Here is a 13,730-nt window from a genome sequence, read left to right on the forward strand (position 1 = left end):
CATGCGACTGGCAAGAACACCCGCGTACCGCCCCGGCGACGTACTGACGCTGAAGTCCGGCGGACGTCCAATGACCGCCACCTGGGCCGGCCCGGTGGTGTTCGCGCCCGGCAACTGGCTGATCTGCCAATGGTTCGGCGACGATGGCGAACTGCATCAGGAAATGTTTCCGGAAGCAACGCTGGAACGGGCGCGGAACGCGCTCGCTGCCTAGAGGGCAGTAACGGATCAGCCGGCCACGGCCGGGCGACCGTGTGTGTTGCGCCGCACGCGTTTGGGGTGCGGCGCTTTTTTATGTCGCGCTTATGCCGCGCTTATCTCGCGCGCAGGTAGCGCCGGCGCGCCCCCAGCCCGCTCGCCGCGCCAGCCGCGAGCGCGACAGCGCTCAGCCCAGCGCGGCGAACGCCGGCACGCTATGTGACAGCGCGGCCGCCGCGACGAGCACGCCGATCATCGCCAGAGCTTCCAGATACAGCACGTTGACGAAGGTATGCGCATCCATCGTCGATGCGGTGCGGCGCAAGCGCGGCAGCGCGAGGAAACGATTGAGGCCGCCGAGCACCAGCGCCAGCGCGACCAATGCGAGCTTCAGCGTCAGCACATGACCCCACGTGCTGATCTCGATCGCCTCGAGCGAGCCGCCCGAACCGCGCACGCCGTTGAATATGCCGGTCAGCAACACGAAGCCGACCGCCACCACCGACACGTTCGACACCTGCGTCGCCGTTCGGATCAGCATGCCGCGCGCGGTGGAGGTGCCGAGCGCGGGCAACACCGACAGCCCGGCCGCCATCGTGAGGCCGCCCCATACGCTCGTGACCAGCACATGCAGCGTCTGCATGCCGATCGCTGCCGAAGCCGGTCCGGCATCGGCAGCATGCCCGAGCGACGCCTTGCCCGCGGCGACCGCAATCACCGCGAGCCACAGCAACGCGTTGCGCACCATGCCCGTGTGATGTGCCATGGCTGTGCCGAGCAGGACCAGCGCGCCGGCGAACGCCACGCTCCAGCCGTAGCCGACATGCGTTTGCGTCAAGACGGTCGGCACGACGCCGATCGCGGCGGGCAACCCGACGCCGCTCATCGACGCCGCCTGATACAACAGCCAGCCGAGATCCGCGAGCACCAGCACGACGGCGGCCGTCAGCATCGACCGTTGCGCGCGCAACCAGGCGGGCCGCGCCGGGGCGATCTTGGCCTGCGCGTCCTTCGCGAGCCACGCGCCGAGCAACGCCGAACCCACGGCAAACGCAAACGCGACATTCATGAGCGCGGCCATGGCAACCTGCCCGATCCACAGTCCGTCGAGGCTCATTTGACGGTGAACGCGAAGTCGCCGTGCGTGCGGTGGCCGTCCGTGGCGACCGCGGTCCAGTGCACCACATAGCGGCCCGCCGCCAGTGACGGCAGCGCCAGGTGCAGGACCTTGGCGTCGCTTCTATCGACGTGCGAGGCAGCCGGCGCGACGGCCTTACCGCTCGCATCGCTCATTGCGATCTTGCTGAAGGCCGGCTCGAGCGGCTCGGTGAAATGAATCGTCACTTCCGCGGGCGCGGCGACTTCGGCGTTCGCCGCCGGCTCGCTCGACACGAGATGCGCATGCGCAAAGGCCGTGGACGTCAAAGCCAGCGCCGCGACGCCAAGCGCCAACGCACGCAGCGCCGGACCAGAAAAATTGAATAGCTTCATGAAAGGCCGATAGCTTGTGGAAAAGAAAAACCGTGAACATTGAGCCGATGGGCGCTTCTGCAGCAGAGATGCCGGCGCGCCCGGAAGTGTACGCTTCGATGGCCGAGGCGCGAGTCGGTTCAACCTGCTTTGTCATTCGCGCTTGTTCGAACTGATGCGAGCCCCACGCGCACACTGCCTGCGAGTTCCATCGCGCATCCAGAATCGAGACGACCGGCGAGCCGTTGAAGCCGACATCCGCGTCAAACTGTCGCATACCCGTGACAACTGGGACCTTCTCTAATGTGGCAAATAGTCACCATCACCCTTCGATGATAGAATGCTGCGTCGCCGCAGCGCCGTCTGCCCTTCACACCGAGCCGCTCGAAGTTCGGTCAGGTCCCCGATTTTGATGGAGTTACGCGTGTCTTCAAGACGCATTTTCCGCCCGTTGCTTGCCCTTCTGTTGATCGGCTCCGCGGGTGTCTATAGCGCTGCGAAAGCGCAGACTCAACCGAAGGCCCCCGATACGATGGAAGCGCGCGTGCAAGGTTGCACGGCCTGCCATGGCTCGCACGGCCAAGGTACTGACAACGACTACTTCCCTCGTCTGGCGGGCAAGCCTGCCGACTATCTGTACAACCAGTTGCAGAACTTCCGTGAAGGGCGCCGCAAGTACCCGCCGATGAACTACCTCGTCACGTATCTCTCGGACGATTACCTCCATCAGATCGCTACGTACTTCTCGCAACAACGTCCGCCGTATCCGCCGCCGGCCAAGCCGACGGTGTCGTCGGCCACGCTCGCTCGCGGCCAGCAGATCGTGCTGAACGGCGATGCGTCGAAACAGATTCCGGCTTGCGCGGCTTGCCACGGCAAGAGCCTCACCGGTATGCAACCGGCTATCCCGGGTCTGGTCGGCCTGCACGCCGACTACATTAGCGCGCAGCTGGGCGCATGGCGCTCGGGTTCGCGTCACGCCATCGCACCGGATTGCATGCACACCATCGCCACCCGTCTGACCGACGAAGACGTGAACGCCGTCGCTGCATGGCTTGTTACGCAAACGGCTCCACAAAACCCCGTGCCGGCTCCGGCCCGCTCGATGAAGACTCCGCTTGCCTGCGGCAGCGAACCGCAATAAGGCACCGGGAGAGACACTCAAATGAAACGCAAGTCTTTGTTCGCCCTCTCGGCAGTCGTCGTCGTTGCGGCTGCCGCACTCGTTCCCGTCCTGTGGTCGGGCGGCGACAACCTGCATAACGGCACGGCAATGGCGGCAACGCCCGCCGACCAGGCCGCACTGATCAAGAAGGGCGAGTACCTCGCCCGCGCCGGCGACTGTATCGCCTGTCACACGGTGCGCGGCGGCAAGCAGTTCGCCGGCGGCCTGCCGATGGCCACGCCGTTCGGCACGATGTTCACGCCGAACATCACGCCTGACGACCAGTACGGTATCGGCAAGTGGACGCAGGACGACTTCTACCGCGCGATGCACACCGGCCGTTCGAAAGACGGCAGCCTGCTGTATCCGGGCTTCCCGTTCACGAGCTACACGAAGGTCACGCGCGCCGACTCGGACGCGATCTACGCGTACCTGCGCTCGGTCACGCCGGTCAACGTGGCGAGCCGTCCGCACGAACTGAAGTTCCCGTTCAACAACCGTAACCTGCTGATCGGCTGGCGCACGCTGTTCTTCCGTGAAGGCGAGTACAAGGCCGATCCGACCAAGTCGGTCGAATGGAACCGCGGCGCGTACCTGATCGAAGGCCTCGGCCACTGCGGCATGTGCCATACCTCGATCAACGCGATGGGCGGTCCGGTCAATTCGGCGGCGTTCGCGGGCGGTCTGATCCCGCTGCAGAACTGGTATGCACCTTCGTTGACGTCGAACAAGGAAGCGGGCCTCGGCGACTGGGAAATCAAGGACATCTCGGATCTGCTGAAGACCGGCGTGTCGAACCGTGGCGCGGTGTTCGGTCCGATGGCTGAAGTGGTTCACAACAGCCTGCAGTACATGTCGGATGAAGATATCCACGCCATGTCGACGTATCTGAAGACGATCCCGCAAAAGAGCGAAGCGCCGGAAGCGCTGCAACTCGAAACGTCGGAAAAGTTTGGCGGCGAACTGTTGAAGCAAGGTCAGAAGATCTACGCTGACAACTGCGCGAAGTGTCACGCGGAAAATGGCCTCGGCATGCCGCAGGCCTTCCCGCCGCTCGCGAACAATCAGTCGATCCAGATGCCGTCGGCGGTCAACCCGATCCGTATGGTCCTGAACGGCGGTTATCCGCCGAGCACGGATGCCAATCCGCATCCGTACGGCATGCCGCCGTTCGCTCAGTCGCTGTCGAATCAGGAAGTGGCGGCCGTTGTGACGTACATCCGGATGTCGTGGGGCAACCACGGTACGGCTGTGTCGCCGCAGCAAGTGTCTGATCTGCGTTCGGCGCCGCTCGATTAAGCAGCGTTAGATGCACCCGGGGCGCGGCCAGCGGAATAACGCGGCCGCCCCCTTCGTTTTTTCAGGACCGGTATCATGTGGGCGCATTTACCCCGCATTTGCCCTGATGATGCCGCGCAGGAGGAAAGAGCCGTGCATATCGGTGAGCGTTTCAACAGCATTACCCACCTCGTCGGCGCCGTGCTGTCGGTGGCGGGGCTTGCAGCGCTCGTCACGATGGGCGCGCTCGACGGCGACGCGTACAAGGTGGTCAGTTTCAGTGTCTACGGTGCGATGCTGTTCGTGCTGTATGCTATCTCGACGCTTTACCACAGCGTACGCAACCCGCGCGTGAAAGCCGTTCTGCAAAAGTGCGACCATTCGGCGATCTACCTGCTGATCGCCGGCAGCTACACGCCGTTCACGCTAGTCACATTGCGCGGACCGTGGGGCTGGTCGCTATTCGGCGTCAGCTGGGGGCTCGCCGCCCTCGGCATCGTGCAGGAACTGACGCTCGGGCGACGCACCCGCAGCGTTTCGATGGTGCTGTATGTCTTGATGGGATGGCTCGCGCTCGTTGCCGTCCGCCCGCTGGTTCACGCCTTACCGGCAGCGGGTACCGCATGGCTCGTGGCCGGCGGGGTCATCTATAGCGCCGGCATCTACTTCTTCATCAACGACGAGCGCATCCGGCACGGACATGGTATCTGGCACCTGTTCGTACTGGCGGGCAGTCTGTGTCAATTCGTCAGTGTCGCGCGCTACGTCGCGTGACACGCCACGGCGGCGAAATGCAACTTAAGGCCAGTCAACGTGTCTGCATAGCGCGTTGAAGCATTCGGCACGCGTTTGAGCGTGCCGCCGATTTCTCTGCGACCGGAACCGGGCTTCGGCCTCGAGTACGCCATGCGGGCGTGTTCATGCCGTGCTTGTGCCCACTTGGGCCCGCTTGGGCCCGCTTGTGGCTGTTTGTGCCCGTTTGTGCCGATCGCGAAACTGCATTGCAAAGAGCATTTATGTCTTTTGATTCCCTCGGCTTGTCCGAACCGTTGGTCCGCGCTGTACACGAACTCGGCTACACCACCCCGACTCCGATCCAGACGCAAGCGATTCCCGCCGTGCTCAACGGCGGCGATCTGCTGGCCGGCGCGCAGACCGGCACCGGCAAGACCGCCGGCTTCACGCTGCCGATCCTGCAGCGTCTGAACACCATGCCCGCCGCCACGGCCTCGGGCAAGCGCACCGTGCGTGCGCTGATCCTCACGCCGACGCGTGAGCTGGCCGCCCAGGTCGAAGAAAGCGTGCGTGCCTATGGCAAGTACCTGAAGCTGAAGTCGACCGTGATGTTCGGCGGCGTCGGCATCAATCCGCAGATCGGCGCGCTGCGCAGCGGCGTGGACATCGTCGTCGCGACGCCGGGCCGTTTGCTCGACCACATGCAGCAGAAGACCATCGACCTGTCGCATCTCGAGATTCTCGTGCTCGACGAAGCCGACCGCATGCTCGACATGGGCTTCATCCACGACATCAAGCGCGTGCTCGCGAAGCTGCCGCCGAAGCGTCAGAACCTGCTGTTCTCGGCCACCTTCTCCGACGAGATCAAGACGCTTGCCGACAACCTGCTCGACTCGCCGGCGCTGATCGAAGTCGCACGCCGCAACACGACCGCTGAAACGGTCGCGCAAAAGATTCACCCTGTGGATCGCGACAAGAAGCGCGAACTGCTCACGCATCTGATCAAGCAGCACAACTGGTTTCAGGTGCTGGTGTTCACGCGCACCAAGCACGGCGCTAACCGCCTTGCCGAGCAGCTGACCAAAGACGGCATCAGCGCGCTGGCGATTCACGGCAACAAGAGCCAGTCGGCCCGCACGCGCGCGCTCGCCGAGTTCAAGGACGGCACGCTTCAAGTGCTGGTCGCCACCGACATCGCCGCACGCGGCATCGACATCGACCAACTGCCGCACGTGGTCAATTTCGATCTGCCGAACGTGCCGGAAGATTACGTGCACCGCATCGGCCGCACGGGCCGCGCAGGTGCGACGGGTGAAGCGATCTCGCTCGTGTGCGTCGACGAACTGCAGTTGTTGAAAGACATCGAGAAGCTGATCAAGCGTCCGGTGCCGCAGGAGGTGATCGCGGGCTTCGAGCCGGATCCGAATGCGAAGCCGGAGCCGATTCTGCGCCGCGGCCAGGGCGGCGGTGGCGGCGGCGGTGGCCGTCAGCCGCGTCAGGGACAAGGTGCGCCGAAACGTGACGGCGCCCGACGCGACGACGCATCGGCGAAACCGGCGCAACGTTCGGGTCAGCGTCCGGCGAATGGCCAGCAGCAGCCGAAGCCGCAAAGTGCGAAGCCTGCGGGCGCCGGCGGCCAGCCGCGCCGGGACGGCAAGCGTCACGACGACAAGCCGCGCGCAGCATCCCATGAAGGCAGCGCCGCGCAACATGCGCCACGCAAACCGCAAGGCGGCAATCCGGGCGCCTTGCTGGGCGGCGGCGCGAAGCCGCGCAACGATGCGCCGCGTGGCGGCCAGCCGACGCGCAGCGGCCAGCGCGGCCGCTGAGATTCAACGCCGCCGACTGGCTGGGCGCGGGGCGTGAGCCCCTAACGCTTAGCCGCAGCGGCAGCTTGCTTCAGGTGCTCGATCTGCCGTTCCCATCGATCGAGCACCGCCCTCCCTTCCCCTTCAAGCTCAAACGTAATGCCGCCTGTCAGGCGCGCATAACGAACGCTCTGCGCCTCACCGGTATCGATCGAACCGATCAGATACGCGAGGCCGCTGTCATCGCCTTTGACGGCCGTGAGCGGCGTCACGCGCAACTGCACCTGATAAAACGCCTCATCGCAGACAAACGTCAGCGCTGCCCGGCCGCTTTGCGCCATCGCGCGCGCGGCCCGCGCTTGCGGCCATAACGCGATGCACAACGTGCGCGAATCGGGCGCATACAACTCGCCGACGCCGAGCAGCGACGTGCGCACATGACCGTTCGTATCGACGGTCAGCAGCGACGCGGTGAAGCCCTTCTTGCTCGCGAGCGACGAGCCGTCGAACAGCGTGCGGACAGCGTCGGGCCATTCGTCGAACACGATCTGTTCGAGCGGAGGTTCGGGTGTGAGTGAATCGCTCATCGTCTTGATCCGATCAAAGAGAGGGTGACGAGGATCAATCATGCCTTGAAAAGCAAATGGCCCGCGCATATGCGGGCCATTGGGCCATTTGTCGTCATATCGCTACGCCGAGTTCCGCCGGCGGCTCAGCGGAAAAACACATGCTGCGTGATTTTCGCGAGCGGGTAATGCACGCCCGGCTGAATCCTGGCCGGCAGATCGAGCGGCTTGAGCAGCATCTTCACGCACATGTCCGCCGACAGATTGCGGCGCACCAGCGCGTTGATACGCGCCGCGCGCTCACGGTTATAAGCCGAATCGTGCACGCGCTCAGGATAACGAATCGCGAATACATGCCGCAATGCGATCTCCGAGTCTTCGTTCTTGATCTCCATCACGCGGCGCATCAACGCGCCGAGCACGGCGAGACGGCCGTTGCCTTCGATCTTGTTGTACTTCTTGAAGTACTTGAAAAAGTGCTTGTAGTGGCGGACTTCGTCGGTGCGGATGTTGTCCGTGATCTGCTTGAGCACTGGTTCATCCGAACATTCGCCGATCGCGCGATACAGCGTAGCCGTGCCCGTTTCCACGACACAGCGCGCCACCATCTCGAGCGCGCGGGTCTTTTCGAAGTCTTCCACCGAGCAGGTCAGCGAATACTCTTCGAAGAAATTGCGGAACGCCGTATCCCAGTCGAACTCCGGCCAGACGTAAGCGACATACGTCTTGAGCGCCCGGCCGTGCTGCAACTCTTCCGGCTCCCATTCGTTGTTGAGCCAGACCGAGACTTCCGGATCGCCGTCGAAGAAGGTGCTCAGATTGCTGGTGTAGAGATCCGAGCCGCTTTCGATAAATGAAGCGGCGCACAACAGAAGCAGCAGATCTTCGTTAGCGACCGCTTTCTGGCGATCTATGCGGGTGAGGTCAATATCCTCGATCCGCCAGGGCATCACATGGTTCAGCTCAGTGTGCATTGTGTCTTGCTCCGAAAGCTGTATCGACTCGTGGAGCATGCTCGAAACCGCCCGCTCTCGCCAGTGCGGTCCGCCGTGTCAGATACAGCGCCTTGAATTAGAGTTAACCCCTTGTATCTTGCATCTTAGCCGGTGTTTCGCAACTTTGCAGATAACCCAGCACAGACCATGCCGGATCGCCGCAGTTCCAATTCCAGGGTAGTCGAATTATTCAGTCAGAAATAATCGGTGCGCGGACGACGCAAAAAAGCGAGCTCGGGGAGCTGGCTCAGGTATGGATGCATTGCCTCGAAGTCAGGCGCGGCAAGGCTCGCGGCGCCGCAGGGAGCCGCCGCCAAAGCGCAGGATCACGCGTGCTGAACTCGTTCGGCGTGACGCACACGCCGCATGCGCCACGCGACGACAACGTGCGATACGCCCGACAGCATCGCGGCAATCAACACGTGGTAACTCGGCGCAAGCTTGTCGCCGGTCAAATGTATAAACGTCTCCACGATCATCGGCGCAAAACCGCCGTTCAGCACTACCACGCCGAACGACGCCGCCGCCGGCATATGCCGTTGCTTGACGGCACACATCGGCATGTAGCGTTGCAGCACATACACGCCGACCGTCGACTGGACGACGATGCCGCGTCGAAAGCCACTCGTTCTGCAGCGGGAAAAACTGTTTCGCAATGATGGTCGCGAAGTAGCCGTAGACCAGAAAATCGAACCACTCGAGCGCATTGCCGACCGACGACGAAAACACGATGCGCCGCACCGTTGCTTTGGAAAGCGGGGCGGGCGTGGAATGCGAGGAAGCTGTCGCGGCTTGCGACACGGGGGTGGGCATCGTCGACGGATACAGCAAAGCGCGGCCGCTAAAGCGGCGCCGCGCTTCGTTTGAACCGGTCAGAATCCGGCTGCCAGCCCGTCGCGACGGCTATCGCTCGCCGCCACGTAACCACGCTCCGGATCGTTGCGGTCGAGCTTCCAGATGTACTGGCCGGAGCCGAAGTCCATGTACGGATCGTCGACCGACTTGATCGTGTGGCCGAGCTTCTGCAGCGCCTCGGCGGTGTTCGGGTCGAGCGTCGCTTCGACGTCGATCGTGAAGTCGCGGTTGACCTTCCAGCGCGGCGCGTCGCACGCGGCCTGCGGCTGCTGGCCGTAGTCGAGCATCCGCACGATCGATTGCAGATGACCTTGCGGCTGCATGTCGCCGCCCATCACGCCGAAGCTCATCACCGCTTGTTGCTTGCCGTCCACCTGTTGCGTGAGGAACGACGGGATGATCGTGTGGAACGGCCGCTTGCCGCCTTCCACCACGTTCGGCGACTTCGGGTCCATCGAGAAACCGCAGCCGCGGTTCTGCAGCGCGATGCCGCTGTCCGGCACCACGATGCCCGAGCCGAAGCCCATGTAGTTCGACTGGATGAAGCTGACCATCATGCCGCGTTCGTCGGCCACCGACATGTAGATCGTGCCGCCGGCCTTCGGCATGCCGAAGTCGAAGTGCGTGGCGCGTTTGGGATCGATCAGTTTGGCGCGCGACGTGAGGTACGCGTCGTCGAGCATCTGCTCGGGCGTGACTTCCATCGAACGCGGATCGGCGACGTAGCGATAGACGTCGGCGAACGCCAGCTTCATCGCTTCGATCTGCAGATGCTGCGACTCAACGTTGTCCACCGTCAGCTCCTTCACATCGAATTTTTCGAGGATGCCGAGTGCGATCAACGCCGCGATGCCCTGGCCGTTCGGCGGAATCTCGTGCACGGTGTAGCCGCGATAAGCCTTGCCAATCGGCTCGACCCAATCCGCGCGGTAGTTGCGCAGATCGTCGACGGTTAACGCGCCGCCGCCTTCGCGCGCAAATGCGGCAATCCGCTCGGCGATCTCGCCTTCGTAGTACGTGCGCGGGCCTTGCTCGGCGAGCTTGCGCAGCGTCTTCGCATGGCCGGGAAAGCGCACCAGTTCGCTGACTTGCGGCGCGCGGCCGCGCGGCATGAAGGTTTGCGCGAAGCCTGGCTGGTCTTTCAACTCCGGCACCGCCGCCGCCCACTTGTAGGCGACGATGCTCGCCACCGCATGACCGCGTTCGGCGATTTCAATGGCCGGCTCCATCAGATCGGCAAACGGCAGCGAGCCGAATTTCTGATGCAGCGCCTCCCAGCCGGCGATCACGCCCGGCACCGTCACCGCGTCCCAGCCGCGCTTGGGCTGTTTCGCGAGACCGTTTTCCTCGCCGTATTTGCGCTTGAAGTAATCGACATCCCACGCCGCCGGCGCCACGCCCGACGCGTTCAGGCCATGCAGCTTCTTGCCGTCCCACACGAGCGCGAACGCGTCGCCGCCCAGGCCGCACGACACCGGCTCGACCACCGTGATGGCGGCAGCCGCCGCGATCGTCGCATCCACGGCATTGCCACCCTTCCACAGCATGCGCAGCCCGGCTTGCGCGGCGAGCGGATGCGAAGTCGAAACGATGTTACGCGCGAATACGGGCAGACGCGGCGTCGAATAGAGGTTTTGCCAGTTGAAGCCAGTCATGTCGAACACTCTCGAAAGGCGCGGCCCGGTGCCATCCAGACGCCGGAAACCATGGGAAGACAGTGAAACGGAGAACCAAGGATTGCAGCGCGATCCGGCACAAAAAACAAATTCATTTATCACATGAATAAATGCACAAATGGCCTGAATGGGTCGGCAGGGATGTCGTGCATGTCGCACGAGTTGGCAGACAACGGGTGCGATGGTCTTACAATACCTCACTCCTGTTCACGCATCGATCGCTCTCCGGCAAGGCGCACCGCGTCGGCGGCCGGGCGGCGCCGAGCCAAACCCACCACCCGAGACACATGACCCGAGACCCCCGCCTGACTCTCAATGCCCGGCAACAGGAACTGCTGGAGTGGGTGCAACGCGACGGCTTCGTGACCGTGGACGACCTCGCGGCCCACTTCGACGTGACGCCGCAGACGATCCGCCGCGACGTCAACTGGCTCGCCGACATGAACCTGCTGCGCCGCTATCACGGTGGCGCGAGTCTGCCGACCAGTTCCGAGAACGTCTCGTACACCGCGCGTCAGCGGATGTTCCATGAAGAAAAACGGCGCATCGCGGCGCTAGTGGCCACTCACATTCCCGATCAGGCGTCGCTCTTCATCAATCTCGGCACCACCACCGAAGAAGTCGCTCGTGCGCTCAACCGGCACCGCGGTTTGCGCGTGATCACCAACAACCTGAACGTTGCCAGCATGATGAGCGGCTATCCGGATTGCGAAGTGCTGGTGACAGGCGGCATCGTGCGCCCGTGGGACAAAGGGATCGTCGGCGAACTGGCGATCGATTTCATTCGCCAGTTCAAGGTGGACTTCGCGATCATCGGCACGTCGAGCATCGAGACGGATGGCACGCTGCGCGATTTCGACACCCGCGAGGTGCGGGTGGCCGAAGCAATCATCCAGCATGCGCGCACGGTCTTCCTCGCCGCCGACAACTCGAAATTCGGCCGCCCCGCGCTGGTTCGCCAAGGCCACCTGGACCAGATCGACGCACTGTTCACCGACGCCGCCCCGCCCGCCGAGATGGCCGAAACCCTGGCCGCCGCGAACTGTCAGGTGTACATCGCGGAGTGAGGCCAGGCATTCTCCGCCATGTTGCAGCGCACGCCGAACTTCGAGTGAAATCAAGGATTTGCTCGCAGCCTCGGACCGCCTCTGCGGCGCCCAATTGTCAAAGGGAAAATTTACTGGGGCGGATTTGGTGTTTAACGAGCGGTTGACTACACTCCAGTTCCCCGGCGTCCGTTCCGCGTTACGCGTAGCGCCGGTTGTGTGACCGAACCTGTGTATGAGCCGTACCTCCCGCCTGATCCTCTAGCGGACTCCACTGGCGCCTGCCAGTTGCCGGCCTGGCTGTCCGCGTTTGCTTGACATGGAGAGAACGATGCTGAGTCCGCATGAATTCGCCACGTTGTTGCTCGTCAAGGACGCTCCCAATCAAGTCGACATGGAGCGAGAAGAACTCGACGCCCTGCTGGAACGCCAGCTCGTGCAGCTCGAACGGCTCGCGTCGGGCAACGAACAATGGCGCGTGACCGAAACCGGCGACAGCGCAATCCGAGCCATCAAACGTTTCTCCTAGTTTTCCCCGTCGGCCTGTGCGGTCGACGTTCGACAGCATGAAAGCGGGCGGCGCGCCGGTTGTCATTGGCGGTATAAGGCGCGCCCTGGAAAACTGCCTCGCATTCTCTTTCAGCAAAACTGCTGGTCCGCTCACGCGGACGCGTTATTGTGCCCAATTCATTTACACAGTAAATTGACGCGACGGATCCTCTGCCTTCGCGCATGCCCAAAACACTCTCCTCCGACGACATCCAGCAATTCCGCGAAACCATGCGGCGCGTGGCCGAGAACGCCTTCGCCACGCGCGGCGCGCAGGGCGTGACGATGCGCGAACTGGCAAAAGAGCTGGGTTGCAGCGCGATGACGCCCTACCGCTATTTCCGCGACAAGGACGAGATCCTCGCGATGGTCCGCGCCGCGGCGTTCAACCGTTTCGCGGCGCGTCTGGAAGCAGCCGCCGGGCAGGCGCCGGACACCCACCCCTCGGCCGTCAGCGACGCGTACGTGGCGTTCGCGCTCGACGAACCGCACGCCTACCGTTTGATGTTCGATCTAACGCAGCAGGAACACGGCTACCCGGAACTCGCGGCCGCGTCGCAGCGTGCGTGGCACATGCTCAGTTCGCACTTCGAGCGGCTTGTTGCGGCCGGCGTCCTGGAAGGCGATCCGCAATTGATCGGCTACGCGTTCTGGGCGAGCCTGCATGGCTTCACGATGCTCGCGCTCGCCAATCATCTGCCGCTGCCGCAAGCGCGCCAGCCCGCCGCGAGCAAGGCGCCGACGCGCGAAGCCGTACTCGCGCAGATTCGCCAGATGTTGTGGCGCGGCGCGCTGCCACAGCGCACTTAACCTTGAACGCGAAAATTCAGGAAACCTAGCAGGAAATCAGGCACGGCACCGGGCGAAAAATTCAGCCGCTGCGCAAGGTCGGATCGACCGCCGCGCGCCAGCTCAGCGCCTTGGCACGCTGGTCGGTGAAGAACATCACCCATTGATTGCGCGCCTGCGGGTCGCTGCTCGCGCCCAGGCTCCTGTAATGCTGCGCAATCGACGCCTGGAACACGCAGTAATCGTCCTTCGACAGCTTGCCGCGCCGGTTCGCCACGTACGCGTCGAACAGCGTCACATAGACGCCTTGCGCGTCGTTGCCGTAGTCGACCGTCTGGGCACTGCACATCTGTTGCAACGACGCGAACGACGGCGCGCCCATCGTCCCGTTCAGGCTCGGCGTGCCGACGCATCCTGCGGCAAGCGCCGCCGCGCCGATCATCCAAAGTCCACGCATGAATTCACCTCGATATGGCTGCTGCCGAGAGTATCGTCCGTGCCCGCGCGTCACGCCACCACCCTAGCCAACCATTAGAGGATCTCTCAGACAAACCGAACTTTACTTTTTCGAATATGTTCATTAAAGTTCGAAAACGAACA

At 63.3% G+C, this 13,730-nt stretch carries 15 protein-coding genes and 1 pseudogene; 8 read left to right on the forward strand and 8 right to left on the reverse strand.

Annotated features, from left to right (window positions below):
* Position 1: 1 nt before the first annotated feature.
* On the forward strand, positions 2-214 hold the full coding sequence (locus AC3WLT_RS26750) for a YodC family protein (RefSeq protein WP_492594687.1): 213 nt from the start codon (positions 2-4) through the stop codon (positions 212-214).
* A 171-nt stretch (positions 215-385) separates the two neighbouring features.
* On the opposite strand, the gene AC3WLT_RS26755 is transcribed toward AC3WLT_RS26750, so the two are convergent.
* Both AC3WLT_RS26755 and copC read right to left on the reverse strand, forming a co-directional pair.
* Positions 386-1,315 (reverse strand): CopD family protein, encoded by a 930-nt coding sequence (locus tag AC3WLT_RS26755; RefSeq protein ID WP_492594688.1) that lies wholly within the window; start codon positions 1,313-1,315, stop codon positions 386-388.
* A complete protein-coding gene (gene copC, locus AC3WLT_RS26760; RefSeq protein ID WP_492594689.1) occupies positions 1,312-1,689 on the reverse strand; it encodes a copper homeostasis periplasmic binding protein CopC in 378 nt (125 codons plus the stop codon). The genes AC3WLT_RS26755 and copC overlap by 4 nt, the downstream gene beginning before the upstream one ends.
* Positions 1,690-2,080: 391 nt before the next feature.
* Here copC and AC3WLT_RS26765 point away from each other — a divergent pair, with 391 nt between their 5' ends.
* The 4 genes from AC3WLT_RS26765 to AC3WLT_RS26780 all read left to right on the forward strand — a co-directional run bounded on the left by AC3WLT_RS26765 (position 2,081) and on the right by AC3WLT_RS26780 (position 6,675).
* Positions 2,081-2,812, forward strand: a complete 732-nt coding sequence (locus AC3WLT_RS26765; protein WP_492594690.1) for a c-type cytochrome — start codon at positions 2,081-2,083, stop codon at positions 2,810-2,812.
* Positions 2,813-2,833: 21 nt separating this feature from the next.
* Positions 2,834-4,132 (forward strand): c-type cytochrome, encoded by a 1,299-nt coding sequence (locus AC3WLT_RS26770; RefSeq protein WP_492594691.1) that lies wholly within the window; start codon positions 2,834-2,836, stop codon positions 4,130-4,132.
* A 132-nt stretch (positions 4,133-4,264) separates the two neighbouring features.
* Positions 4,265-4,885: a PAQR family membrane homeostasis protein TrhA gene (gene trhA / locus AC3WLT_RS26775; RefSeq protein ID WP_492594692.1), complete on the forward strand. Its 621-nt coding sequence runs from the start codon at positions 4,265-4,267 to the stop codon at positions 4,883-4,885.
* A gap of 242 nt (positions 4,886-5,127) precedes the next feature.
* A complete protein-coding gene (locus tag AC3WLT_RS26780; protein ID WP_492594693.1) occupies positions 5,128-6,675 on the forward strand; it encodes a DEAD/DEAH box helicase in 1,548 nt (515 codons plus the stop codon).
* A gap of 41 nt (positions 6,676-6,716) precedes the next feature.
* Here AC3WLT_RS26780 and AC3WLT_RS26785 read toward each other — a convergent pair whose 3' ends face one another.
* From AC3WLT_RS26785 to AC3WLT_RS26805, 5 genes and pseudogenes are all read right to left on the reverse strand, one after another.
* Positions 6,717-7,241, reverse strand: coding sequence for a hypothetical protein (locus AC3WLT_RS26785; protein ID WP_492594694.1), 525 nt, complete (start codon positions 7,239-7,241; stop codon positions 6,717-6,719).
* Positions 7,242-7,366: 125 nt separating this feature from the next.
* Positions 7,367-8,194: a ferritin-like domain-containing protein gene (locus AC3WLT_RS26790; protein ID WP_492594695.1), complete on the reverse strand. Its 828-nt coding sequence runs from the start codon at positions 8,192-8,194 to the stop codon at positions 7,367-7,369.
* A 347-nt stretch (positions 8,195-8,541) separates the two neighbouring features.
* Entirely contained in the window at positions 8,542-8,871 is a 330-nt protein-coding gene (locus AC3WLT_RS26795) for a hypothetical protein (RefSeq protein ID WP_492594732.1), read from the reverse strand.
* A pseudogene (locus tag AC3WLT_RS26800) lies at positions 8,828-9,028 on the reverse strand (MFS transporter); the annotation flags it as partial. The pseudogene AC3WLT_RS26800 and the gene AC3WLT_RS26795, both read right to left, overlap by 44 nt.
* Before the next feature lie 59 nt (positions 9,029-9,087).
* A complete protein-coding gene (locus AC3WLT_RS26805; RefSeq protein ID WP_492594696.1) occupies positions 9,088-10,725 on the reverse strand; it encodes a gamma-glutamyltransferase family protein in 1,638 nt (545 codons plus the stop codon).
* Positions 10,726-11,033: 308 nt separating this feature from the next.
* Here AC3WLT_RS26805 and AC3WLT_RS26810 point away from each other — a divergent pair, with 308 nt between their 5' ends.
* The 3 genes from AC3WLT_RS26810 (at position 11,034) to AC3WLT_RS26820 (ending at position 13,151) form a co-directional block, all read left to right on the forward strand.
* Complete coding sequence (locus AC3WLT_RS26810) at positions 11,034-11,813, forward strand: DeoR/GlpR family DNA-binding transcription regulator (protein ID WP_492594697.1); 780 nt, start codon at positions 11,034-11,036, stop codon at positions 11,811-11,813.
* Positions 11,814-12,123: 310 nt separating this feature from the next.
* Positions 12,124-12,321, forward strand: a complete 198-nt coding sequence (locus AC3WLT_RS26815; RefSeq protein WP_165847895.1) for a hypothetical protein — start codon at positions 12,124-12,126, stop codon at positions 12,319-12,321.
* Between the two features lie 203 nt (positions 12,322-12,524).
* On the forward strand, positions 12,525-13,151 hold the full coding sequence (locus AC3WLT_RS26820) for a TetR/AcrR family transcriptional regulator (RefSeq protein WP_492594698.1): 627 nt from the start codon (positions 12,525-12,527) through the stop codon (positions 13,149-13,151).
* A 61-nt stretch (positions 13,152-13,212) separates the two neighbouring features.
* Here the strand turns inward: AC3WLT_RS26820 and AC3WLT_RS26825 are convergent, their stop codons facing one another.
* Positions 13,213-13,587: a hypothetical protein gene (locus AC3WLT_RS26825; protein ID WP_492594699.1), complete on the reverse strand. Its 375-nt coding sequence runs from the start codon at positions 13,585-13,587 to the stop codon at positions 13,213-13,215.
* Positions 13,588-13,730: the final 143 nt, after the last annotated feature.

It is taken from the genome of Paraburkholderia sp. FW306-2-2C-D06C (assembly GCF_058781505.1).